At 63.0% G+C, this 22,778-nt stretch carries 30 protein-coding genes; 29 read left to right on the top strand and 1 reads right to left on the bottom strand.

What is annotated here, in order from left to right; genetic code table 11:
- Positions 1-117 precede the first annotated feature (117 nt).
- Together FXV83_RS03795 and FXV83_RS03790 are read left to right on the top strand one after the other, a co-directional pair.
- Positions 118-2,178 (top strand): FAD-dependent oxidoreductase, encoded by a 2,061-nt coding sequence (locus FXV83_RS03795; RefSeq protein WP_148737855.1) that lies wholly within the window; start codon positions 118-120, stop codon positions 2,176-2,178.
- Between the two features lie 133 nt (positions 2,179-2,311).
- The gene (locus FXV83_RS03790) at positions 2,312-4,342 is read left to right on the top strand and encodes an ABC transporter ATP-binding protein (protein WP_148737854.1); all 2,031 of its coding nucleotides are present in this window, start codon (positions 2,312-2,314) and stop codon (positions 4,340-4,342) included.
- Here FXV83_RS03790 and FXV83_RS03785 read toward each other — a convergent pair.
- Positions 4,258-5,508, bottom strand: a complete 1,251-nt coding sequence (locus FXV83_RS03785) for an FAD-dependent monooxygenase (protein ID WP_148737853.1) — start codon at positions 5,506-5,508, stop codon at positions 4,258-4,260. The two genes, FXV83_RS03790 and FXV83_RS03785, sit on opposite strands and share 85 nt — an antisense overlap.
- Positions 5,509-6,148: 640 nt before the next feature.
- On the opposite strand from FXV83_RS03785, the gene rpsL reads away from it, so the two are divergent.
- From rpsL to FXV83_RS03650, 27 genes are all read left to right on the top strand, one after another.
- Positions 6,149-6,520: a 30S ribosomal protein S12 gene (gene rpsL / locus FXV83_RS03780; RefSeq protein WP_007603006.1), complete on the top strand. Its 372-nt coding sequence runs from the start codon at positions 6,149-6,151 to the stop codon at positions 6,518-6,520.
- A 15-nt stretch (positions 6,521-6,535) separates the two neighbouring features.
- Positions 6,536-7,006: a 30S ribosomal protein S7 gene (gene rpsG / locus FXV83_RS03775; RefSeq protein ID WP_148737852.1), complete on the top strand. Its 471-nt coding sequence runs from the start codon at positions 6,536-6,538 to the stop codon at positions 7,004-7,006.
- Positions 7,007-7,038: 32 nt separating this feature from the next.
- On the top strand, positions 7,039-9,111 hold the full coding sequence (gene fusA, locus FXV83_RS03770) for an elongation factor G (protein WP_148737851.1): 2,073 nt from the start codon (positions 7,039-7,041) through the stop codon (positions 9,109-9,111).
- A 40-nt stretch (positions 9,112-9,151) separates the two neighbouring features.
- Positions 9,152-10,342, top strand: coding sequence for an elongation factor Tu (tuf, locus tag FXV83_RS03765; RefSeq protein WP_129268061.1), 1,191 nt, complete (start codon positions 9,152-9,154; stop codon positions 10,340-10,342).
- 85 nt (positions 10,343-10,427) lie between these two features.
- Positions 10,428-10,736 carry a 30S ribosomal protein S10 gene (gene rpsJ, locus FXV83_RS03760; RefSeq protein WP_002712302.1) on the top strand — a complete coding sequence of 103 codons (309 nt, stop codon included), beginning with the start codon at positions 10,428-10,430 and terminating at the stop codon, positions 10,734-10,736.
- 53 nt (positions 10,737-10,789) lie between these two features.
- On the top strand, positions 10,790-11,506 hold the full coding sequence (rplC, locus tag FXV83_RS03755; RefSeq protein ID WP_092294142.1) for a 50S ribosomal protein L3: 717 nt from the start codon (positions 10,790-10,792) through the stop codon (positions 11,504-11,506).
- A 1-nt stretch (position 11,507) separates the two neighbouring features.
- Positions 11,508-12,128 (top strand): 50S ribosomal protein L4, encoded by a 621-nt coding sequence (gene rplD, locus FXV83_RS03750; RefSeq protein WP_011088150.1) that lies wholly within the window; start codon positions 11,508-11,510, stop codon positions 12,126-12,128.
- Positions 12,125-12,427 carry a 50S ribosomal protein L23 gene (locus FXV83_RS03745; RefSeq protein ID WP_148737850.1) on the top strand — a complete coding sequence of 101 codons (303 nt, stop codon included), beginning with the start codon at positions 12,125-12,127 and terminating at the stop codon, positions 12,425-12,427. The genes rplD and FXV83_RS03745 overlap by 4 nt, the downstream gene beginning before the upstream one ends.
- Before the next feature lie 12 nt (positions 12,428-12,439).
- Positions 12,440-13,273: a 50S ribosomal protein L2 gene (gene rplB, locus FXV83_RS03740; RefSeq protein ID WP_148737849.1), complete on the top strand. Its 834-nt coding sequence runs from the start codon at positions 12,440-12,442 to the stop codon at positions 13,271-13,273.
- Between the two features lie 12 nt (positions 13,274-13,285).
- Positions 13,286-13,564: a 30S ribosomal protein S19 gene (gene rpsS / locus FXV83_RS03735; protein WP_008136357.1), complete on the top strand. Its 279-nt coding sequence runs from the start codon at positions 13,286-13,288 to the stop codon at positions 13,562-13,564.
- A 10-nt stretch (positions 13,565-13,574) separates the two neighbouring features.
- Positions 13,575-13,961 carry a 50S ribosomal protein L22 gene (rplV, locus tag FXV83_RS03730; RefSeq protein ID WP_148737848.1) on the top strand — a complete coding sequence of 129 codons (387 nt, stop codon included), beginning with the start codon at positions 13,575-13,577 and terminating at the stop codon, positions 13,959-13,961.
- Between the two features lie 18 nt (positions 13,962-13,979).
- A complete protein-coding gene (gene rpsC / locus FXV83_RS03725) occupies positions 13,980-14,699 on the top strand; it encodes a 30S ribosomal protein S3 (protein ID WP_148737847.1) in 720 nt (239 codons plus the stop codon).
- 32 nt (positions 14,700-14,731) lie between these two features.
- Positions 14,732-15,145 (top strand): 50S ribosomal protein L16, encoded by a 414-nt coding sequence (gene rplP / locus FXV83_RS03720; protein ID WP_027535296.1) that lies wholly within the window; start codon positions 14,732-14,734, stop codon positions 15,143-15,145.
- Between the two features lie 5 nt (positions 15,146-15,150).
- Entirely contained in the window at positions 15,151-15,357 is a 207-nt protein-coding gene (rpmC, locus tag FXV83_RS03715; protein WP_148737846.1) for a 50S ribosomal protein L29, read from the top strand.
- A 13-nt stretch (positions 15,358-15,370) separates the two neighbouring features.
- Positions 15,371-15,619, top strand: coding sequence for a 30S ribosomal protein S17 (rpsQ, locus tag FXV83_RS03710; RefSeq protein WP_145660379.1), 249 nt, complete (start codon positions 15,371-15,373; stop codon positions 15,617-15,619).
- 83 nt (positions 15,620-15,702) lie between these two features.
- The gene (gene rplN, locus FXV83_RS03705; RefSeq protein ID WP_008549246.1) at positions 15,703-16,071 is read left to right on the top strand and encodes a 50S ribosomal protein L14; all 369 of its coding nucleotides are present in this window, start codon (positions 15,703-15,705) and stop codon (positions 16,069-16,071) included.
- Positions 16,071-16,385: a 50S ribosomal protein L24 gene (rplX, locus tag FXV83_RS03700; RefSeq protein WP_148737845.1), complete on the top strand. Its 315-nt coding sequence runs from the start codon at positions 16,071-16,073 to the stop codon at positions 16,383-16,385. The genes rplN and rplX overlap by 1 nt, the downstream gene beginning before the upstream one ends.
- Positions 16,378-16,935, top strand: coding sequence for a 50S ribosomal protein L5 (gene rplE, locus FXV83_RS03695; RefSeq protein WP_148737844.1), 558 nt, complete (start codon positions 16,378-16,380; stop codon positions 16,933-16,935). Before rplX ends, rplE begins: the two co-directional genes overlap by 8 nt.
- A gap of 46 nt (positions 16,936-16,981) precedes the next feature.
- A complete protein-coding gene (gene rpsN / locus FXV83_RS03690; RefSeq protein WP_148737843.1) occupies positions 16,982-17,287 on the top strand; it encodes a 30S ribosomal protein S14 in 306 nt (101 codons plus the stop codon).
- Positions 17,288-17,301: 14 nt separating this feature from the next.
- A complete protein-coding gene (gene rpsH / locus FXV83_RS03685; RefSeq protein WP_148737842.1) occupies positions 17,302-17,700 on the top strand; it encodes a 30S ribosomal protein S8 in 399 nt (132 codons plus the stop codon).
- Positions 17,701-17,716: 16 nt separating this feature from the next.
- On the top strand, positions 17,717-18,250 hold the full coding sequence (gene rplF / locus FXV83_RS03680; RefSeq protein WP_148737841.1) for a 50S ribosomal protein L6: 534 nt from the start codon (positions 17,717-17,719) through the stop codon (positions 18,248-18,250).
- A gap of 11 nt (positions 18,251-18,261) precedes the next feature.
- Complete coding sequence (rplR, locus tag FXV83_RS03675; protein ID WP_007603036.1) at positions 18,262-18,624, top strand: 50S ribosomal protein L18; 363 nt, start codon at positions 18,262-18,264, stop codon at positions 18,622-18,624.
- A gap of 47 nt (positions 18,625-18,671) precedes the next feature.
- Positions 18,672-19,265 carry a 30S ribosomal protein S5 gene (gene rpsE, locus FXV83_RS03670; RefSeq protein ID WP_148737840.1) on the top strand — a complete coding sequence of 198 codons (594 nt, stop codon included), beginning with the start codon at positions 18,672-18,674 and terminating at the stop codon, positions 19,263-19,265.
- A gap of 24 nt (positions 19,266-19,289) precedes the next feature.
- A complete protein-coding gene (gene rpmD, locus FXV83_RS03665) occupies positions 19,290-19,487 on the top strand; it encodes a 50S ribosomal protein L30 (RefSeq protein WP_148737839.1) in 198 nt (65 codons plus the stop codon).
- A gap of 75 nt (positions 19,488-19,562) precedes the next feature.
- Entirely contained in the window at positions 19,563-20,048 is a 486-nt protein-coding gene (gene rplO, locus FXV83_RS03660; protein ID WP_148737838.1) for a 50S ribosomal protein L15, read from the top strand.
- A 150-nt stretch (positions 20,049-20,198) separates the two neighbouring features.
- Positions 20,199-21,530 carry a preprotein translocase subunit SecY gene (gene secY, locus FXV83_RS03655; protein ID WP_148737837.1) on the top strand — a complete coding sequence of 444 codons (1,332 nt, stop codon included), beginning with the start codon at positions 20,199-20,201 and terminating at the stop codon, positions 21,528-21,530.
- A gap of 276 nt (positions 21,531-21,806) precedes the next feature.
- On the top strand, positions 21,807-22,688 hold the full coding sequence (locus tag FXV83_RS03650; RefSeq protein WP_148737836.1) for an adenylate kinase: 882 nt from the start codon (positions 21,807-21,809) through the stop codon (positions 22,686-22,688).
- The last annotated feature ends 90 nt before the right edge of the window (positions 22,689-22,778 follow it).

Raw genomic sequence — 22,778 nt, 5'->3', positions numbered from 1 at the left:
TTGCGATGCAGGATCAATCTTTGTTCATCTTTCCTTCAGGCTGGAAAGGGCTTCTGCTAAGGGAGCTTAGACCGGTGGTCCCGTGGCAGGGGCAGGGCCGGAGACCACGGAACTTACATGCTTGATCTTGCAATCGTAGGCGGCGGCCCCGGCGGGCTGATGAGCGCATGGTACCTGAAGCGCAAACTCGGCGACCTCTGCCGCGTCACCATCTATGAGGCGTCCGACCGGCTCGGCGGCAAGATCGTCACGCGCAAATTCGATTCCGCGCCCGCCATGTATGAGGCCGGCGTCGCCGAGATCTACGACTACTCGATGACCGGACCCGACCCGCTGCGCGAGCTGATCCAGCATTTCGGTTTGCAGACGATTCCGATGGACGCGGAACAGGTTCAGTTCGGTGGCGAGCTGCTCGACGACGTGGCCGGCATGCGCCGCAAATACGGTGCCAAGACCGCGGCTGCGATCGAGGCGTTCCGCAAGCGCTGCGCCGAGCAGATGTCGCCGATCGAATACTACGAAGGCGTCGGCGCGCACGACAACGAGAACCCCTGGGCCTACAAGACCGCCGAGCAGGTGCTCGACGAGGAGGTCGAGGACGAGACCGCAAAACGCTTCTTCAAAGTGATGGCACGTTCCGACATCGCCACCGAGAGCCACAACACCAACGGACTCAACGCGCTCAAGAATTACCTGATGGATGTCGAGGGCTATATCGGCCTCTATTCCATCCAGAACGGCAATGAGCAGATCATCGAGTGCCTCCAGTCGGAGGTCAACGCCGACATCCAGCTCGATCACCGCGTGCTCACCGTGGGCAAGGCGCCGAGCGGCCGCTATCAGCTTAAGATGATGAACGGCAAGGGGCCGGAGACGCGCGACTTCGACCTCGTGCTGGTCTGCCTGCCGCATTCGTGGCTTGGGACCGTCGGCTGGGAGGGCGAGCAGCTCCGCAAGTCGATGGTCAAGCACGTGTCCTATTTCGATCGTCCCGCGCACTATCTGCGCGTCTCGATCCTGTTCGAAACGCCGTTCTGGGGTGACAGGATTTCCGGCGCCTGGTGCATGTCGGAAGCCTTCGGCGGCTGCTGCATCTATAACGAGGGCGCGCGCCACGACGTCGGCAAGCACGGCGTTCTGAACTGGCTCATTCCCGGCTCCGATGCGCTGGCCTTCGCTAACCTGTCGGACCAGGAGCTGATCGATGCCGCGCTGAAATCGCTGCCGGCTTCGCTCGGTGATGCGCGCGCGCATTTCATGGAAGGCAAGATCCACCGCTGGCTGTCGTCGGTGAACGCGATTCCGGGCGGTTTGCCCGTGCGCGACGTCATGACCAATCATCGGCCCGAGCCGAAGGAGCACCCCGGCATCGTGCTGGTCGGCGACTATCTGTTCGACTCCACGCTGAACGGCCTGCTCGACTCCTCGGATGCGGCGACTGACATCATCCTGAGCGAGATGATGCGGCTGCGCCGCGCGCGTTCGCAGGGCGACGAGCCTATCTCCGACAAGATCGACCGCGACTATTTCGAAAACTATCGCGGCCTCGGCCCCTATAGCGAGGCATGGCGCGAATTCACCGATCCCGACTACCTGATGAATCTCATTGGCATCGTCTGGGGCAAGGCCACGGGCGCCAAGCTGCTGGTCGCGGGCTCGGCCAGTGGCGAGCTGGTTGGCGCGCTGCGGGAGCGCGGCATCGACGCCTGGGGCATCGAAAACAACCGGGCTATCCACGCCAAGACGCCGAAAGCGCTCAAGAGATACAACAAGCTCGGCTCGATCCTCGACATGCCGTTCAAGGACGATGCGTTCGATTTCGTGTTCGAGACCAGCCTCTGCCATGTTTCCCCGAAACAGGTGGTTCGCGCGATCCGGGAGTTGAACCGCGTGGTCAAGACCGGACTCGTGTTCGGCTCGATCACCTCCGACATGGCGCCTGCGCTGATCGACCGCTACGACCTTTTGCGCGGGGTCAAGAAGCTCGGCACCTGGTGGGAATGGTCGGAACTTTTCTTCGGCAACGGCTTCGATCTGTCGATGCACCGCAAGGACTGCACCGATGCGCTCTGGGAGGCGACGCTCGCCGCCAACAAGGGCCCGGGCCAGTGGTATGCCGACGCAGACAGCCTGCGTTATTCCTTCTTCGACAAGGTCGATGACGAGGACGACGACTAGCCGCAGGATCGGATGGATTCGCCAATTGCTTTGCCGAATTGATCCCGATCGCATAGAATCGGTGCGATAGCGGCTCTGCGCTATTTCCCTGCTTTCTCTGCGGTCATGCCGGCCGTCAGCATCGGTTGGTTTCATGGCGTCCAAGCCTCTTTCGCCCGATAAACAGAAGCTCGCTGCGGAAGAGGCGGCCGAGCTCAAGGATAAGCTCGCGGCCGGAGACAAGCCCGAGCTGGAGGACGACGAGGACGGCGAGGGCGAGGACGACGAGCTGGAGCTCGACGACGACGATGAGGACGAAGACCTCGTCGTCTTTACCGCGCGCGAAGCCGCCGGCGCGCTTGCAACCATCCTGGGTTTCGTCAAACCGTACCTGACGAACTACAAGCGAATGCTGGCATTCGTGGGGTTCGGCGTCGTTATCGAGACGCTGTTCAACGTCATCATGCCGCTCAGCCTGAAATACCTGATCGACGACGCACTGGGTGAGGAAGACTTCCAGGCCCTGTACAAGATCCTCGGCGTGCTCGCGGCCGCCGGCATCTTCACATCGATCGTGGCGGTCTGGTACGAGCGCTGGGACGCGCGGTTAGCTGCCTGCATCATTTCCGACGTGCGCAAGCGCCTGTTCGAGCACGTTCAGGACCTGCCGGCGGCCTATTTCGGCCGCACCAAGCGCGGCGAGATCCTGTCGCGTTTCTCGGTCGACCTCTCGGCCTTCGAAGGCTCGGTCAAGACGTTTGCCAACAGTGCGGCGCTGCCGTTCCTGGAATTGATCGCCGGCATCGTCCTGATGTTCTTTTTGAACTGGCAGCTCGCGGTGGTCGCACTGCTGGTGTTTCCGATCACGTTGATCGGGCCGCGGATGCTCACGCCGAAGGCGGTGCAGGCGAACTACGAGCAGAAACTCAACGAGTCCGCGCTCCTCGGGATGGTGCAGGAGAACGTGGCGGCGCAGGCCGTGATCAAGGCGTTCAGCCTGCAACGCAGGATGTTCGGCTTCTTCAACTTCCGCAACGACGAGACGCGCAGGAAGATCGCCTCGGCCGCGTTCCTGTCGACCATGGTGGAGCGGACGGTCACCATCTCGGTGCTGCTGCTGCACCTCGTCGTGCTCGCGATCGGCGCCTATCTCGCAACCAAGGGCCAGATCACCATCGGCACCTTCGTTACCTTCGAGAGCGCGTTCTGGGAGGTCTCCTACAACATCGCCCACGTGATGCATTTCGTTCCGATATCGATTTCCTCGGCCGCCGCGATCCGTCACATCCAGGAGCTGCTCGACGAGCCGACTCGCGGCGCCGATCGCGCCGGCGCGCCGGATTTGCCGCGCGTCACCCACGACATCACCTTCGACCGCGTGACGTTCCAGTACGAAGGCAGCCAGACTCCAGTGCTGGACAATCTCAGCCTCAAGCTCGATGTCGGCAAGCGGATCGCCATCGTCGGTCCGAGCGGCTCCGGCAAGAGCACGCTTCTCAACCTGATCCTGCGGCTCTACGTGCCGGACGAGGGGCGCGTCACCATCGACGGCGTCGATGTCCGCAAGGTGACGCTGGACTCGCTGCGTCGGAGCATGGCGGTCGTGTTCCAGGAGAACATGCTGTTCAACATGTCGATCCGCGAGAACATCCGCCTCGGCAAGGAGGGCGCCACCGACGAAGAGGTGGAGGAGGCCGCCAAGAAAGCCGAGATCCACCGCTACATCATGAGTCTGCCGCAGCGATACGACACGCCGGTCGGCGAGCGCGGCGAGACCCTGTCGGGCGGCCAGCGCCAGCGCATCGCGATCGCGCGCGCGATCATCCGCAATCCCTCCGTGCTGCTCCTGGACGAGGCGACCTCGGCGCTGGACCAGACCACGGAGGCCGCGATCAACCGAACATTGCTGAAGGTCGCCAAGGGCCGCACCATGATCTGGTCGACCCACCGCCTGAGCTCGGTAGTCGAGATGGACGAGATCATCGTGATTTCAGGGGGCAGGGCGATCGAGCGCGGCTCGCATGCCGAGCTGTTGGCGAAGAACGGCACCTATCGCAAGCTGTGGGACGACCAGACGCACCAGCCGCATGGCGCCGCCGCTCATGCCGACGACGACAGCGACGATGACGATGAAGACGACGATATCGAGGATGATGAGGACGAGGACGAGGACGAGGAGGAATGACCGAGGAAGTTCGGCTCGATATGCAACGCTCCTCCAAGCGGCCGCAGCAGCCCCTGAGCCGACCAGGCGATGAAGCGCGCCCAGCGCTGCGCCGTCCAGTACAGGCTTGTCGCTGTCGAAACTGAGCGGAAGTCGAACGCCTTCGCCGCCGACCATTCATCGCAGGCCCGCTTGACCGGATCGTCGTAGAAGGCGGCAATCTTGTGCGCATCCATTCCGTCGGAAGCCAGCCATTCCGGGATATGGACGTTGCAGAGCCGCTCGACGTCGGTGAAGACCTTGTCACAGCCGCTGCCGGCGACGGGGCAGGAGGTCGAAAAGGCGTCGCCCACCAGCACGAGGCCGGGCTGGCCGCGGGCCTCGTTCACATAGAGATCGACGGGGCGGATCTTCATTTCGCCGGAGATGTCGAAGTCGCCGGTGATGCGCTTCAGCCGCGGCAGCGCGGCGTCAAGCGTCGCGGCCGGCGCCCGGCGCAGCTCGCGCAGCCAGGGATCGTCGAAGGCGCGGTAGACGAACAGGTTGGCGCGCATCCTTGCGCCGACTGGAAACAGGCTGATGTAGGGGATGCGGTCGCTTGGCCGCTCCGAGAAATAGGTCAGCGCCGGGAAATCGAACGACGTCCGTCCCGCAGGCACGATGTCGAACCCGATCGAGATCGAATGGCAGGCGCTGATGATCTTGCGTCGGATGCCGAGTTGGTGGCGCAGGCCGACATTCAAGCCGTTGGCGAGCACGATGAGGCGGGCCGAGATCGTCTCGTCGTTGCCGAGCAAGACCTTCTGACGCTCCGGACTCGTCTCGACCGATACCGCCTTGACCCAGACGCGTTCGACCGTCTCGGGGATCTCGTCACGTACGGCGTTGACCAGCGAATCATAGAGGATGTTGAACTGCCGACTCGGTGCCTTGTCGAGCAGGCGGCCGAATCGCGCGATCCAGTTCTCGCCGGCAAACGTCGCGCGGCGCAGCACCGATTCTCCGATCCCGGTCTTCAAGAATCGCTCGACCTGCACCTGGCCGCTAAGTTTTTCGACGCGAAAATCGGCCGGATAGATCTCATGCGGGTCGATTAGCACGGTCGAAATACCGGAACGGCCGAGCATCGCGGCGGCGGTCGAGCCGGAAAGGCCCCCGCCGATGATGGCAATGTCGGTGTACCGCATGGCGCTAAACTCTGCCCAAAAGGGCAGTTTGACGCATCAGCAGGAAAAAAAGCCTTAGCGTTGGTTATAAAAGTATATTTCTCCCGGGTATAAATCGCTCAGCCGTTGGCGGAGCAGGCGCTTCGTTCCCATATCCGGAAGACACGGAGAGGCGCCCAAGCGGCGATTTTCTCCAGGCGCGGGAAGCGCTTTGTGCGCGTCGTTTCGCCTTGACTTGATCGACTCCCACTTATAGAAAGCGCCTCACTTAACGACAGGCGGTGAGCATCGCCAGCGTCGGAACGGGCCACCCGTTTGATCCTCTAGGGATCGCAGGACGGGCACCAACCTCGACGAATGCCGCTCAAACGCTGTCGCTCATAGCTAGGCAATGCCAGGCGATTTTAGTTCTCTTGAGCACTTTCTCTTGAGATCGAACTCGGATGCATGACCTCGGTACGCGGACTGCGGCGTTTTCGCCGATCGGTCCAAAGGCTGCGGTCCTCTGTGCGTCGAAACGCTTTCCGCCCGGTGATGGGGCGGTAGGCGCAATTTCGCTTTGTGCGGATTGCTCCGTGCAGGGCGGCCCCTCGGACGGGTAGTCCGGAACGAATTTGCGGACCCGGCGACGGGCCGCGGCAGAAAAAGGGTGAAGGCCAGGATGCCGACGATCAACCAGCTGATCGCACAACCGCGGGAAGTGCAGAAGTCGCGCAAGAAGGTGCCGGCGCTGCAGCAGTCGCCGCAAAAGCGCGGCGTTTGCACGCGCGTCTACACCACGACGCCGAAGAAGCCGAACTCGGCGCTTCGTAAGGTCGCCAAGGTGCGCCTGACCAACGGCTTCGAGGTGATCGGTTACATCCCCGGCGAGGGCCATAACCTCCAGGAGCACTCGGTGGTCATGATCCGCGGCGGTCGCGTCAAGGATTTGCCGGGCGTGCGCTACCACATCCTCCGCGGCGTTCTGGATACCCAGGGCGTCAAGAACCGTAAGCAGCGCCGTTCGAAGTACGGCGCCAAGCGTCCGAAGTAAGCGGGAACCACCTCCATGTCTCGTCGCCACTCAGCGGAAAAGCGCGAAGTCCTTCCCGATCCGAAGTTCGGGAACATCATCATCACGAAGTTCATGAACTCGGTGATGTATGCCGGCAAGAAGTCGGTTGCCGAAGGCATCGTGTACGGTGCGCTCGGCCTCATCGAATCCAAGACCAAGCAGAACCCGCTCGGCGTGTTCGAGCAGGCACTCGAGAACGTCATGCCGACGATCGAGGTGCGCTCCCGCCGCGTCGGTGGCGCGACCTACCAGGTTCCGGTCGAAGTTCGCTCCGTGCGTCGTCAGGCGCTGGGCATTCGCTGGCTGATCTCGGCTGCGCGCGAGCGCAACGAGAAGACGATGACCGAGCGGCTCTCTGCGGAGCTCCTGGACGCGTCGAACAACCGGGGTAACGCCGTCAAGAAGCGTGAAGACGTGCACCGCATGGCGGAAGCCAACCGCGCCTTCTCGCATTATCGCTGGTAACAGCGAAGCCAACGGACTCGCAAGGAACGCCCATGCCCCGCCAACATGCCATCGAGGACTACCGCAACTTCGGTATCATGGCGCATATCGACGCCGGCAAGACCACGACGACCGAGCGCATCCTCTATTACACCGGCAAGAGCCACAAGATCGGCGAAGTGCACGAAGGTGCCGCGACGATGGACTGGATGGAGCAGGAGCAGGAGCGTGGCATCACGATCACCTCGGCTGCGACCACTGCGTTCTGGGCCGGCAAGCGCCTGAACATCATCGACACTCCCGGCCACGTCGACTTCACCATCGAAGTCGAGCGTTCGCTGCGCGTGCTCGACGGCGCCGTCTGCGTGCTCGATAGCAACCAGGGCGTCGAGCCGCAGACCGAGACGGTCTGGCGCCAGGGCGACAAGTACAAGGTTCCGCGCATCGTCTTCGCCAACAAGATGGACAAGACCGGCGCCGATTTCTTCAAGTGCCTGGCCGACATAGTCGACCGCCTCGGTGCCAAGCCGATCGCGATCCAGCTTCCGATCGGCGCCGAGAACAACTTCAAGGGTCTCGTCGACCTCGTGAAGATGAAGGGCATCGTCTGGAACGATGAATCGCTCGGCGCGAAGTTCGACTATGTCGACATCCCGGAAGATCTCGTCGATCAGGCCAAGGAATACCGCGAGAAGATGGTGGAAGCCGCCGTCGAGCTCGACGACGATGCGCTCGCCGCTTTCCTCGACGGCAACGAGCCGGACGAAGCGACGCTTAAGCGCCTGATCCGCAAGGCGGTGCTGACCGGTGCGTTCTATCCCGTGCTGTGCGGCTCGGCCTTCAAGAACAAGGGTGTGCAGCCGCTGCTCGACGCCGTCGTCGACTATCTGCCTTCGCCGATCGACGTGCCCGCGATCAAGGGCACCGATGACCGCGGCAACGAGGTCGTGCGCAAGGCCGACGACAAGGAGCCGCTTGCGCTGCTCGCGTTCAAGATCATGGACGATCCGTTCGTCGGCACCATCACCTTCTGCCGCATCTATTCGGGTGTCCTGCAGAGCGGCACCGGCGTCGTGAACTCGACGCGCGAGAAGAAGGAGCGCATCGGGCGCATGCTGCTGATGCATGCGAACAACCGCGAAGACATCAAGGAAGCCTATGCCGGCGACATCGTCGCGCTGGCCGGCCTGAAGGAAGCGCGCACCGGTGACACGCTGTGCGATCCCGACAAGCAGGTGATCCTCGAAAAGATGGAATTCCCCGAGCCGGTCATCGAGATCGCGATCGAGCCGAAGTCGAAGGCCGACCAGGAGAAGCTGGGCGTGGCGCTGGCGAAGCTCGCCGCGGAGGATCCGTCCTTCCGCGTGTCGACCGACCAGGAGTCCGGCCAGACCATCCTCAAGGGCATGGGCGAACTCCACCTCGACATCAAGGTCGACATCCTCAGGCGCACCTACAAGGTCGATGCGAACATCGGTGCGCCGCAGGTGGCGTTCCGCGAGCGCGTGACCAAGAAGGCCGAAGTCAAGTACACCCACAAGAAGCAGACCGGCGGTACCGGTCAGTTCGCGGAAGTGACGATCATTGTGGAGCCGAACGAGCCCGGCAAGGGCTATGAGTTCGAGTCCAAGATCGTCGGCGGCGCGGTGCCGAAGGAATACATCCCCGGCGTCGAAAAGGGTCTCAACAGCGTGATGGGCTCCGGTGTCGTCGCGGGCTTCCCCGTGGTCGACGTCAAGGTGCAGCTCGTCGACGGCAAATATCACGACGTCGACTCGTCGGCGCTCGCCTTCGAAATCGCTTCGCGTGCTGCATTCCGCGAAGCCTTGCAGAAGGGCAAGTCCGTCCTGCTCGAGCCGATCATGAAGGTCGAAGTGGTGACCCCGGAAGACTACACCGGCTCGGTCATCGGCGACCTGAATTCCCGGCGCGGTCAGATCCAGGGTCAAGACATGCGCGGCAACGCCAACGTCATCAACGCGATGGTGCCGCTCATGAACATGTTCGGTTACGTGAATAACTTGCGCTCGATGAGCCAGGGTCGCGCAACCTTTACCATGCAATTCGACCACTACGCAGAAGCGCCGGCGAACGTGTCGGCAGAAGTCCAGAAGAAGTTTGCCTGATTGTCGTCGGTCTCGAACTGACGATTGAACGGAGAGTCAAATGGCCAAAGCAAAGTTTGAACGTAACAAACCGCACTGCAACATCGGCACCATCGGTCACGTCGACCATGGCAAGACGTCGCTGACCGCGGCGATCACCAAGATCCTCGCCGAGACCGGCGGTGCGACGTTCACGGCGTACGACCAGATCGACAAGGCGCCGGAAGAGAAGGCGCGCGGTATCACGATCTCGACGGCGCACGTCGAGTACGAGACCAAGAACCGCCACTACGCCCACGTCGACTGCCCCGGCCACGCCGACTACGTGAAGAACATGATCACCGGCGCCGCCCAGATGGACGGCGCGATCCTGGTCGTGTCGGCGGCTGACGGCCCGATGCCGCAGACCCGTGAGCACATCCTGCTCGCCCGCCAGGTCGGCGTTCCCGCGCTCGTCGTGTTCCTCAACAAGTGCGACATGGTCGACGATCCGGAGCTGCTCGAGCTCGTCGAGCTCGAAGTCCGCGAGCTGCTCTCGAAGTACGAATTCCCGGGCGACAAGATCCCGATCATCAAGGGCTCGGCGCTCGCCGCTCTCGAAGATTCCGACAAGAAGCTCGGCCACGACGCCATCCTTGAGCTGATGAAGAACGTCGACGAGTACATCCCGCAGCCGGAGCGTCCGATCGACCAGCCGTTCCTGATGCCGGTTGAAGACGTGTTCTCGATCTCGGGCCGCGGCACCGTCGTGACCGGCCGCGTCGAGCGCGGCATCGTCAAGGTCGGCGAGGAAATCGAGATCGTCGGTCTGCGTGCGACCCAGAAGACCACGGTCACCGGCGTCGAAATGTTCCGCAAGCTGCTCGACCAGGGCCAGGCGGGCGACAACATCGGCGCACTGCTCCGCGGTACCAAGCGTGAGGACGTCGAGCGCGGCCAGGTGCTGGCGAAGCCGGGTTCGGTCAAGCCGCACACCAAGTTCAAGGCCGAGGCCTACATCCTCACCAAGGAAGAGGGCGGTCGTCACACCCCGTTCTTCACCAACTACCGTCCGCAGTTCTACTTCCGCACCACCGACGTGACTGGTGTCGTGCATCTGCCGGAAGGCACCGAGATGGTGATGCCGGGCGACAACATCGCGATGGAAGTGCACCTGATCGTGCCGATCGCGATGGAAGAGAAGCTCCGCTTCGCGATCCGCGAAGGCGGCCGTACCGTCGGCGCCGGCGTCGTCGCCTCGATCATCGAGTAATCAAGCGAATAGGGAATGGCGAGTGGCGAGTGGATGAAATCTATTCGCTATTCGCTACTCGCCACTCACTAAGAAAGACACGGCAATGAACGGCCAAAATATTCGTATCCGTCTCAAGGCGTTCGACCATCGTATTCTCGATACGTCGACCCGCGAGATCGTGAACACGGCGAAACGCACCGGCGCGCAGGTTCGCGGACCCATTCCGCTGCCCACCCGCATCGAGAAGTTCACCGTCAACCGTTCGCCTCACGTCGACAAGAAGAGCCGCGAGCAGTTCGAGATGCGCACTCACAAGCGCCTGCTCGACATCGTCGATCCGACCCCGCAGACCGTCGATGCTTTGATGAAGCTCGATCTGGCCGCCGGTGTCGACGTCGAGATCAAGCTCTAAGATTTTTGGATCACGTTCGCGACTTGCGGACAGAAAGAACAGGAAGCACGCCGATGCGCTCCGGAGTGATCGCACAAAAGGTCGGGATGACGCGGGTCTTTACAGAGGCCGGCGAACATATCCCCGTGACCGTGCTGAAGCTCGGCAATTGCCAGGTCGTAGGCCACCGCACCGAAGAGAAGAACGGTTACGTCGCGCTCCAGCTTGGTTCTGGCAGCCGCAAGACCGTCTACATGCCCAAGGCTGAGCGGGGCCAGTTCGCGGTCGCCAAGGTCGAGCCGAAGCGGCAGGTCGAGGAGTTCCGCGTCTCTGCGGATGCCATGATCCCCGTCGGCGCCGAGATCCTCGCGGATCACTTCGTCGTCGGCCAGTTCGTCGACGTCACCGGCACCTCGGTCGGTAAGGGCTTTGCCGGCGGCATGAAGCGCTGGAACTTCGGCGGTCTGCGCGCCACCCACGGCGTGTCGGTCTCGCACCGTTCGATCGGTTCGACCGGTGGCCGTCAGGATCCCGGCAAGACCTGGAAGAACAAGAAGATGCCCGGCCACATGGGTGTCGATCGCATCACCACGCTCAACCTTCGCGTCGTCCAGACCGATGTCGAGCGCGGCCTGATCCTCGTCGAAGGCGCCGTTCCCGGCTCCAAGGGCGGCTGGATCCGCGTGCGCGACGCCGTCAAGAAGCCGCTGCCGAAGGAAGCTCCGAAGCCCGGCAAGTTCAAGGTTGCGGGTGGCGAAGCCGAGGCTGCGGCCCAGCAGGAGGGTGCGTGAGATGGAACTGAAGGTCACGACCCTCGAGGGCAAGGAAGCCGGCTCGGTCCAGCTTTCCGACGCCATTTTCGGCCTTGAGCCGCGCCAGGACATCATTGCGCGTTGCGTGCAGTGGCAGCTCAACAAGCGCCAGGCCGGTACCCACAAGGCCAAGGGCCGCGCCGAGATCTGGCGCACCGGCAAGAAGATGTACAAGCAGAAGGGCACCGGCGGTGCTCGTCACGGCTCGGCCCGCGTGCCGCAGTTCCGGGGCGGTGGCCGTGCCTTCGGTCCGGTGGTGCGTTCGCACGCCACCGACCTGCCGAAGAAGGTCCGCGCGCTTGCTCTCAAGCACGCGCTGTCGGCCAAGGCCAAGGACGGCGATCTCCTGGTGATCGACAAGGCCGCGCTGGAAGCCGCCAAGACCAAGGCGCTGCTCGGTCACTTCTCCGGCCTCGGGCTCACCAACGCGCTGATCATCGACGGCGCGGAGCTCAACAACGGCTTTGCTGCCGCGGCCCGCAACATCCCGAACATGGACGTGCTGCCGATCCAGGGCATCAACGTCTATGACATCCTGCGCCGTCAGAAGCTCGTTCTGACCAAGGCCGCCATCGATGCGCTGGAGGCGCGCTTCAAATGACGAAGAACATCGAGCCTCGCCACTACGACGTGATCGTAGCTCCCGTCGTCACCGAAAAGGCGACGCTGGCGTCCGAGCACAACAAGGTCATGTTCAAGGTGGCCTCGAAGGCGACCAAGCCGCAGATCAAGGAAGCGATCGAGAAGCTGTTTGACGTCAAGGTCAAGAGCGTCAACACGCTGGTCCGCAAGGGCAAGACCAAGATCTTCCGCGGCAATCTCGGCTCGCAGTCGAACACCAAGCGCGCGATCGTGACCCTCGAAGAGGGTCATCGGATCGACGTGACCACCGGTCTGTAAGGTCCTACGACGATGGCACTGAAGACATTCAATCCCACGACGCCTGGCCAGCGCCAGCTGGTCATGGTCGATCGTTCGGCGCTCTACAAGGGCAAGCCGGTCAAGGCGCTCACCGAAGGCAAGCACTCCTCGGGCGGTCGCAACAACACCGGCCGCATCACCGTGCGCTTTCGCGGTGGCGGTCACAAGCGGACGCTGCGCACCGTCGACTTCAAGCGTGAGAAGGTCGACGTTCCCGCGACCGTCGAGCGGCTGGAATACGATCCGAACCGCACCGGCTTCATCGCGCTGATCAAGTACGAGGACGGCGAGCAGGCCTACATCCTGGCGCCGCAGCGCCTGGCGGTGGGTGACACCATCATCGCCGGCAACTACGTCGACGTGAAGCCGGGCAATGTCATGCCGCTCGGCAACATGCCGGTCGGCACGATCATCCACAACATCGAGACCAAGATCGGCAAGGGCGGTCAGCTCGCCCGTTCGGCGGGGACTTACGCCCAGCTCGTCGGTCGCGACCATGACTACGTGATCATCCGCCTGAACTCGGGTGAGCAGCGCCTGGTGCACGGCCGTTGCCGCGGCACGATCGGCGCGGTGTCGAACCCGGATCACATGAACACCTCGATTGGTAAGGCTGGCCGCACGCGTTGGTTGGGCCGTCGCCCGCACAACCGCGGCGTCTCGATGAACCCGATCGACCATCCGCACGGCGGTGGTGAAGGTCGTACCTCGGGCGGTCGCCACCCGGTCACCCCGTGGGGCAAGCCGACCAAGGGCAAGAAGACCCGCACCAACAAGTCGACCAACAAATTCATTCTCCTAAGCCGCCACAAGCGGAAGAAGTAAGGAACGCCGGACATGGTTCGTTCAGTCTGGAAAGGCCCGTTCGTCGAAGGCTCTCTGCTCAAGAAAGCAGATGCCGCGCGCGCGTCCGGCCGTCACGATGTCATCAAGATCTGGAGCCGTCGCTCGACCATCCTGCCGCAGTTCGTCGGCCTGACCTTCGGCGTCTACAACGGTCAGAAGCACGTGCCGGTGGCGGTCAACGAGGAAATGGTCGGTCACAAGTTCGGCGAGTTCTCGCCGACCCGGACCTTCCATGGCCACTCCGGCGACAAGAAAGCCAAGAAGGCTTGAGGATTATACGATGAGCAAACCTAAGCGCGAACGGAGCCTCGCCGACAACGAGGCCAAGGCGGTCGCCCGGATGTTGCGGGTGAGCCCGCAGAAGCTCAATCTGGTCGCCCAGCTCATTCGCGGCCGGAAGGCATCTGCCGCGCTCGCCGACCTGCAGTTCTCGCGCAAGCGGATCGCGGCCGACGTCAAGAAGTGCCTGGAATCGGCGATCGCCAACGCCGAGAACAACCACGACCTGGACGTCGACGATCTCGTCGTGACCCAGGCTTTCGTCGGCAACGGCCTTGTGATGAAGCGATTTGCGCCGCGCGGCCGTGGCCGTTCGGGCCGTGTCTACAAACCATTTTCGCAGCTGACGATCATTGTTCGTCAGGTCGAAGCCGAAGCAGCGGCTTAAGGGACGCAGGAGCAAACGATGGGTCAAAAGATCAATCCGATCGGTCTGCGTCTGGGCATCAACCGGACTTGGGATTCCCGCTGGTTCGCCGGCAAGCAGGAATACGGCAAGCTTCTGCACGAGGACGTCAAGATCCGCGAGATCCTGCACAAGGAGCTCAAGCAGGCGGCCGTCGCCCGTATCGTGATCGAGCGTCCGCACAAGAAGTGCCGCGTCACCATCCACTCGGCCCGTCCGGGCGTGGTGATCGGCAAGAAGGGCGCGGACATCGACAAGCTGCGCAAGAAGGTGTCGGACATCACCTCGTCCGACGTCGTCATCAACATCGTCGAGATCCGCAAGCCGGAGCTCGACGCGACGCTGGTGGCCGAGTCGATCGCGCAGCAGCTCGAGCGCCGCGTGGCGTTCCGCCGTGCCATGAAGCGCGCCGTGCAGTCGGCGATGCGTCTGGGCGCCGAAGGCATCCGCATCAACTGCTCGGGTCGTCTGGGCGGTGCGGAAATCGCGCGCATGGAGTGGTACCGCGAAGGTCGCGTGCCGCTGCACACGCTGCGCGCGGACATCGATTACGGCGTTGCGACCGCGTTCACGACTTTCGGCACCTGCGGCGTCAAGGTCTGGATCTTCAAGGGCGAGATCCTCGAGCACGATCCGATGGCCCAGGACAAGAGAATGGCCGAAGGTGACACCGGCGGCGGTGGTGGCGGCCGGCAGCGCCGTGACACCGCTGCGGCCTGACGCCAGCACAGAGAATTTGAGGGCTTGAAGCCATGATGCAACCTAAGAAAACGAAGTTCCGGAAGGCGCATAAGGGCCGTATCCACGGCGTGGCGACTTCGGGCGCGACGTTGGCGTTCGGCCAGTTCGGCCTGAAGGCGACCGAGCCTGAGCGCGTCACCGCGCGCCAGATCGAGGCCGCCCGCCGCGCGCTGACCCGCCACATGAAGCGTGCCGGCCGCGTCTGGATCCGCGTGTTCCCCGACGTTCCCGTGTCGAAGAAGCCTGCCGAAGTCCGCATGGGCTCCGGCAAGGGCTCGCCGGAGCTGTGGGTCGCGCGCGTCAAGCCGGGCCGGGTGCTGTTCGAGATCGACGGCGTCAACACCCAGACGGCGCGTGAAGCGCTGACCCTGGCGGCCGCCAAGCTGCCGATCAAGACGCGCTTCGTCGAGCGCATTGCGGAGTAATGGCCATGGCCCAGATGAAGATCGAAGACATCCGCGCGTTGAGCCCCGACCAGCAGGATGACGCCATCCTGAACCTGAAGAAGGAGCGCTTCAACCTGCGCTTCCAGCGCGCCACCGGGCAGCTCGAGAATACCTCGCGCCTGCGCGAGGCTCGCCGCGACATCGCCCGGATCAAGACCATCGCCGCGCAGCAGCGCGCGAAGAAGAAGTAAGAGGCTTACGAAGATGCCGAAACGTACTTTGCAGGGCGTGGTCGTCAGCGACAAGACAGCCAAGACGGTCGTTGTGCGCGTCGATCGCCGCTTCACGCACCCGATCTACAAGAAGACGATCCGTCGCTCGAAGAACTACCACGCGCACGACGAGAGCAACGAGTTCAAGCCGGGCGATATGGTGTGGATCGAGGAATCGAAGCCGATTTCGAAGTTGAAGCGCTGGGTCGTGATCCGGGGCGAACACAAGAAAAGCGCCTGATCTGTTGGCCCTGGCCGACTGACTTCGGGAAAATGTTGAGCGCCGGCTAGGCTGGCGCAAATAGAAGAGGACGAGGTGCATCAATGATTCAGATGCAGACCAACCTCGACGTGGCCGATAATTCTGGCGCACGCCGTGTCATGTGTATCAAGGTGCTCGGGGGCTCCAAGCGCCGCTACGCCACGATCGGCGACATCATCGTCGTCTCGATCAAGGAAGCGATTCCGCGTGGCAAGGTGAAGAAGGGCGACGTGATGAAGGCCGTCGTGGTGCGTGTCCGCAAGGACATCCGTCGCGCCGACGGTTCGGTCATCCGTTTCGACCGCAACGCCGCCGTCCTGATCAACAACCAGGCAGAGCCGGTCGGTACCCGCATCTTCGGGCCCGTGCCGCGCGAGCTGCGCGCCAAGAACCACATGAAGATCATCTCTCTCGCGCCGGAGGTGCTGTGATGGCTGCGAAGATCCGCAAGGGCGACAAGGTCATCGTGCTGACCGGCCGCGACAAGGGCCGCACCGGCGAGGTGTTCGAGGTGCGCCCGGACGCCGGCACGGCACTCGTGCGCGGCATCAACATGGTCAAGCGTCACCAGAAGCAGACGCAGGCCCAGGAGGGCGGCATCATCTCGAAAGAGGCGCCGATCCAATTGTCCAACGTCGCCTATGTCGGCAAGGACGGAAAGCCGACGCGCGTCGGATTCAAGATTCTGGCGGACGGCAAGAAAGTTCGCATCGCCAAGAGCTCGGGAGCTGAGATCGATGGCTGAGACCGCTTACACGCCGCGCTTGCGCGCGGAATATGACGCGAAGATCCGGACGGAGATGACCGAGAAGTTCGGTTATGAGAACGTGATGCAGGTTCCGCGGCTGGACAAAGTCGTGCTGAACATGGGCGTTGGCGACTCCGTCAACGACCGTAAGAAGGCCGAGAACGCCGCTGCCGAACTGACCCAGATCGCCGGCCAGAAGGCGATCGTGACCTATTCGCGCATCGCGATCGCGACCTTCAAGCTGCGTGAGAACCAGCCGATCGGCTGCAAGGTCACGCTGCGCAAGGCCCGCATGTACGAGTTCATCGATCGCCTGGTGACGGTCGCGCTGCCGCGCGTCCGCGACTTCCGCGGCCTGAACCCGAAGAGCTTCGACGGCCGCGGCAACTATTCGCTCGGCATCAAGGAACACATCATTTTCCCCGAGATCGACTTCGACAAGGTCACCGAGGCCCGCGGTATGGACATCACTGTCTGCACCACGGCCAAGACCGACGACGAGGCGAGGGCCTTGTTGACCGCTTTCAATTTCCCGTTCCGGCAGTGAGACGCTGACCTAAAGCCTCTCAAACGCGGATACCCAGGAGCCAAGCATGGCAAAGAAGAGTTCAATCGAGAAGAACAACCGGCGCAAGCGGATGGCGAAGAACGCCGCCCCGAAGCGCGAACGGTTGAAGGCAATCATCGCCGACAAGACGCTGCCGATGGAGGAGCGGTTCGCCGCGACCCTGAAGCTCGCCGAGATGCCGCGCAATTCGTCGGCGACCCGCATTCGTCTGCGCTGCGAGCTGTCGGGCCGTCCGCGCTCGAACTACCGCAAGAACAAGCTGTCCCGTATCGCGCTGCGCGAACTTGGCTCCAAGGGCATGGTCCCGGGCCTCGTGAAGTCGAGCTGGTAAGGAGGGTCGTTTAGATGTCTACGCACGATCCAATCAGCGATCTGATCACCCGCATCCGCAACGCGCAGATGCGCTCCAAGAACAAGGTCTCCACGCCTGGCTCGAGGATGCGCGAGAACGTGCTCGAGGTGCTGAAGTCCGAGGGCTATATCCGTGGTTACGCCACGCTCGAGCATTCCTCGGGGCGCAGCGAGATCGAGATCGAGCTGAAGTATTTCGACGGCGAGCCTGTCATCCGCGAGATCGAGCGGGTCTCCAAGCCCGGGCGCCGCGTTTACGCCTCGGTGAAGAACCTGCCGCGGGTCAATAACGGACTCGGTATTTCGGTGTTGTCGACGCCGAAGGGGATCATGGCCGACCACAGTGCGCGCGAAGCGAACGTGGGCGGTGAAGTCCTCTTCACGGTGTTCTGAGAAGGATTTTTGATCCATGTCACGTGTTGGCAAAAGGCCGGTAGCGGTGCCGTCGGGTGTGACCGCGACCGTCGACGGGCAGACCGTCAAGATGAAGGGGCCGAAGGGCCAGCTTCAGTTCGTCGTCCATGACGACGTCGAGGTGAAGCTCGATAGCGGCCAGGTCAAGGTCAAGCCGCGGTACGAGACCAATCGCGCGCGAGCGCTGTACGGTACCGCTCGCGCCCAGGTCGCGAATCTGGTCGAAGGCGTCACCAAGGGCTTCGAGAAGAGACTCGAAATCACCGGCGTCGGTTACCGCGCCGCGATGCAGGGCAAGAACCTGCAGCTCGCGCTCGGCTACAGCCACGATGTGGTCTACGCGATCCCGGAAGGGATCACGATCACCGTGCCGAAGCCGACCGAGATCACGGTGACCGGCAGCGACATCCAGCGCGTCGGCCAGGTCGCCGCCGAGATTCGCTCCTATCGTCCGCCGGAGCCCTACAAGGGCAAGGGCGTGAAGTATGTTGGCGAATTCATCTTCCGCAAGGAAGGCAAGAAGAAGTAACGGAGCCGGTCATGTCGAAAGCCAAGGTTACGAATGCCCGGCGCAAGCGGAGTGTGCGGCTCAAGCTGCGCCGCTCCGGTGGCGGCCGCCCGCGCCTGTCGGTGTTCCGCTCGTCCAAGCACATCTACGCCCAGGTCATCGACGACCTCAAGGGCGAGACGCTGGCCTCTGCCTCCTCGCTCGAGAAGTCGATGCGCGACGGCGGCAAGACTGGCGCCGACATCGATGCGGCGAAGGCGGTCGGCAAGCTGCTGGCCGAGCGCGCTGCGGAGAAGGGTGTCAAGGAAGTCGTGTTCGATCGCGGCAGCTACCTCTATCACGGGCGCGTCAAGGCACTGGCCGACGCGGCGCGTGAGAGCGGGCTGAGCTTCTAACGGAATTTGAGGATTGAGGCGTAAGCCTTTGAAGGATTGGAAAAACCATGGCAGCTGAACGCGAACAACGTGGTGGACGCGATCAACGCGGCGGACGTGACCGCCAGCAGCGCGAGGAGCGCGACAGCGAGTTCGTCGACAAGCTGGTCCACATCAACCGCGTGGCCAAGGTCGTCAAGGGCGGCAAGCGCTTCGGCTTCGCCGCGCTGGTCGTGATCGGCGACCAGAAGGGCCGCGCCGGTTTCGGTCACGGCAAGGCGCGCGAAGTGCCCGAGGCGATCCGCAAGGCAACCGAATCCGCCAAGCGCAACCTGACCCGCGTGTCGCTGCGCGAGGGCCGTACGCTGCACCACGACATCGCCGGCCGTCATGGCGCGGGCCGTGTCTACCTGCGTGCCGCCCCGGCCGGTACCGGCATCATCGCGGGCGGCCCGATGCGCGCCGTGTTCGAGACGCTCGGCGTCCAGGACGTGGTGGCGAAGTCGATCGGCTCGTCGAACCCCTACAACATGGTGCGCGCGACCTTCGATGCGCTCAAGCACCAGGATTCGCCGCGTTCGGTCGCAGCCCGCCGCAACATCAAGGTGTCCACCCTGCAGGCCCGCCGCATCGGCGGCGACGCCGAGGCGGCTGCCGACTAACGGAAGCTTTTGGAGTAGACCACCATGGCCAAGAGTGCCGCTAAGACGATCAAGCTTGAGCAGACCGGCAGCGCGATCCGCCGCCATCATTCGCAGCGTTCGACGCTGATCGGGCTCAAGCTCAACAAGATCGGCCGCGTCAGCGAACTGCCGGACACCCCGGCGGTTCGCGGCATGATCGAGAAGGTTCACCATCTCGTCCGCATCGTCGACGAGAAGTAAGACAGAGCGCGTGATCCCGAAAAGCGGGTACCGGTTTTCGGCCGAGATCATGCGCAAGAAACAAGGAGAAGGGCGATGAAGCTCAGCGATATCGCCGACAACGCCGGCTCGCGCAAGAAGCGTATGCGCGTCGGCCGCGGCATCGGTTCGGGCAAGGGCAAGCAGGCCGGCCGCGGTGGCAAGGGCCAGACCGCGCGTTCGGGCGTGCGCATCAAGGGTTTCGAAGGCGGCCAGATGCCGATGCATCGCCGTCTGCCCAAGCGCGGCTTCAACAACATCTTCCGCATCGAGTTCGCCGAGATCAATCTCGACCGGCTCCAGGAAGCGGTCGATGCCAAGAAGATCGACACCGGCAGCGTCGTGAATGTCGAGGCCCTGGTCAAGGCCGGCGTGCTGCGGCGCGCCAAGGGCGGCCTGCGGCTGCTCGGCCGCGGCGAACTCAAGGCCAAGCTCAACATCGAAGTGCACGGCGCCTCGAAGACCGCGATTGAGGCGGTTGAGAAGGCCGGCGGCTCGGTGAAGATCCTCGCGCCCGCCAAGGAAGAAGGCGAGGCGGCGTAACAACTGCGTCATTGGCCCGCGGCTCGCGGGCCTTTACGCATGCGGGACGATGGACTTATCGAAGCCGAGCACCAGATAATGTCCGGCGTCCGCTAAAGTACGCCCGGCCGCGGGTATGACGGCGTAAAAGGCGGCGGGAGAAAGTCCAAGATGGCCTCAGCAGCGGAACAACTGGCAGCCAACCTCAATTTCGGCGCGTTCGCCAAAGCCGACGAACTGAAGAAGCGCATCTGGTTCACCCTGGGCGCGCTGCTGGTCTATCGGCTCGGCACCTACATCCCGCTGCCCGGCATCGATCCCAACATCTGGGAGCAGGTGTTCCGCTCGCAGGCGGGCGGCATCCTTGGCATGTTCAACATGTTCGCCGGCGGCGGCATCCACCGCATGGCGATCTTCGCGCTGAACATCATGCCGTATATTTCGGCCTCGATCATCATTCAGCTCCTGACCACAGTCTCGCCGCAGCTCGAGGCGCTGAAGAAGGAAGGCGAGTCCGGCCGCAAGACGCTGAACCAGTACACCCGCTACCTCACCGTGATCCTGGCAGCATTCCAGTCCTATGGCATCGCGGTCGGCCTCGAGGGGGCGGGCAACGTCGTCAGCGACCCCGGCCTGTTCTTCCGCCTCTCCACCGCGATCACGCTGACCGGCGGCACCATGTTCCTGATGTGGCTGGGCGAGCAGATCACCTCGCGCGGCATCGGCAACGGCATCTCGCTAATCATTCTCTCTGGCATCGTCGCGGAGCTGCCGGCGGCGCTCGCCAACATGCTCGAGCTCGGCCGCCAGGGCGCAATGTCGACAGGCCTGATCCTGGTCGTCATTATCATGGCGGTCGCCGTGATCGCCTTCATCGTGTTCATGGAGCGCGCGCAGCGCCGGCTGCTGATCCAGTATCCGAAGCGCCAGGTCGGCAACAAGATGTTCGAGGGCCAGTCCTCGCATCTGCCGCTCAAGCTCAACACATCCGGCGTGATCCCGCCGATCTTCGCGTCCTCGCTGTTGCTGTTGCCGACCACGGTCGCAAATTTCAACGCGGGCAGTGGGCCGGAGTGGTTCCAGTGGATCAACACCCAGCTCAGCCACGGCCGTCCGCTGTTCCTGATTCTTTATCTGGCGCTGATCGTGTTCTTCGCGTTCTTCTACACTGCGATCGTGTTCAACCCGACTGAGACCGCCGACAATCTGAAGAAGCACGGCGGCTTCATTCCGGGCATCCGTCCGGGCGAGCGTACCGCCGAATATATCGACTACGTACTCTCACGCGTCACCGTGCTCGGCGCGATCTATCTCGCGATCGTCTGTCTGATTCCGGAAATCCTGATCTCCTACGCCTCGGTGCCGTTCTATTTCGGCGGCACCTCGCTGCTGATCGTCGTCAGCGTCACCATGGATACGGTGGCGCAGGTGCAGGGCTATCTGCTTGCCCATCAGTACGAAGGCCTGATCCGGAAATCCAAGTTGAGAGGCCGCCGCCGCTAAGGCGCGGCGGTCTCTCGGGCTTCCCGACTCAACGTCGCCGATTCGCCGCGCGCAGATGCGCGGCTTCTGCGATGTCCAGGATCGACCGTTCGGTCGCATCGACAGAGCAGCCCACACTGCGACGCAATCGCTGATTTCAAGGGCCTTCTTGGCGTCCGGGCACTTGCTCCCTTATGATATGGGTGGCAGTGCGCGGCCGATTGTGGTTTGCACTGTTGTCGAACTTCAAACACAGGTGCGCGACGTCTCGCTCACCAATCGGGGGGGCGTACGCCGATGAGAATTATACTTCTGGGACCGCCGGGGTCGGGCAAGGGGACCCAGGCGCAGCTGCTGGTGCAGCGCTATGACATCGTCCAGCTCTCCACCGGTGAGATGTTGCGCGCAGCCGTTGCGGCCGGAACGCCAGTCGGGCTGAAGGCCAAGGAGATCATGGCCAGCGGCGGCCTCGTGCCCGACGAGATCGTGGTCGGAATCATCTCCGATCGGATCGACCAGCCCGACGCGAGGCACGGTTTCATCCTCGACGGCTTTCCGCGCACCGTGCCGCAGGCCGAGGCCCTGGACGAACTCCTCAAGCATAAGCACCTCAAGCTCGACGCCGTGATCGAGCTCCGTGTCAACGAGAGCGCGCTGCTGAACCGCGTCGAGACCCGCGTCGCCCAGATGCGGGAGCGCGGCGAGGAGGTTCGGGTCGACGACACGCCGGAGGTCCTCTCCAAACGACTCGCCAGCTACCGCAGCCAGACGGAACCGCTGATTCACTATTATTCCGAGCGGCGGAAGCTTTCGACCATTGATGGCATGATGGCCATCGACGAGGTCACGCGCGCCATCCACCGCCAACTCCTGGCGCTCGGGGCGGTCGAGCCCAAGACGCACGCCAGAAGCGCAGCCAAGTCGGCGCCTGCCAAGACCGGGGCCAAGAAGACCAAAGCGGCCAAAAAGCCGGCCACAACGGCCAAAAAAGCCGCCAAATCGACCAAAAAGGCGGCCAAGAAGACGACCAAGCAAGCCGTGAAGGCTGCCAAGAAGCCGGCGAAGAGGGCAGCCAAGAAGGTCGTCAAAAAGGCGGCCAAAAAGCCGGCCAAGAAGGCAGTCAAAAAGGGTGCCAAAAAGGCCGCAAAAAAGGTCACGAAAAGGCGAGCCAAGCGCTAGCGGCGGTTGACGAAAGCCCCCTGAATCCCTTAATAAGCCCCGCATCCAAGTCGGATAGTTTCAGACGATGCCGGGCCCCAGGAAGACCGG

It is taken from the genome of Bradyrhizobium hipponense (genome assembly GCF_008123965.1).
Taxonomy (GTDB): domain Bacteria; phylum Pseudomonadota; class Alphaproteobacteria; order Rhizobiales; family Xanthobacteraceae; genus Bradyrhizobium; species Bradyrhizobium hipponense.
The sequence above is the reverse complement of the archived record's forward strand: the minus strand, read 5'-3'. Positions and strand labels throughout refer to the sequence as shown.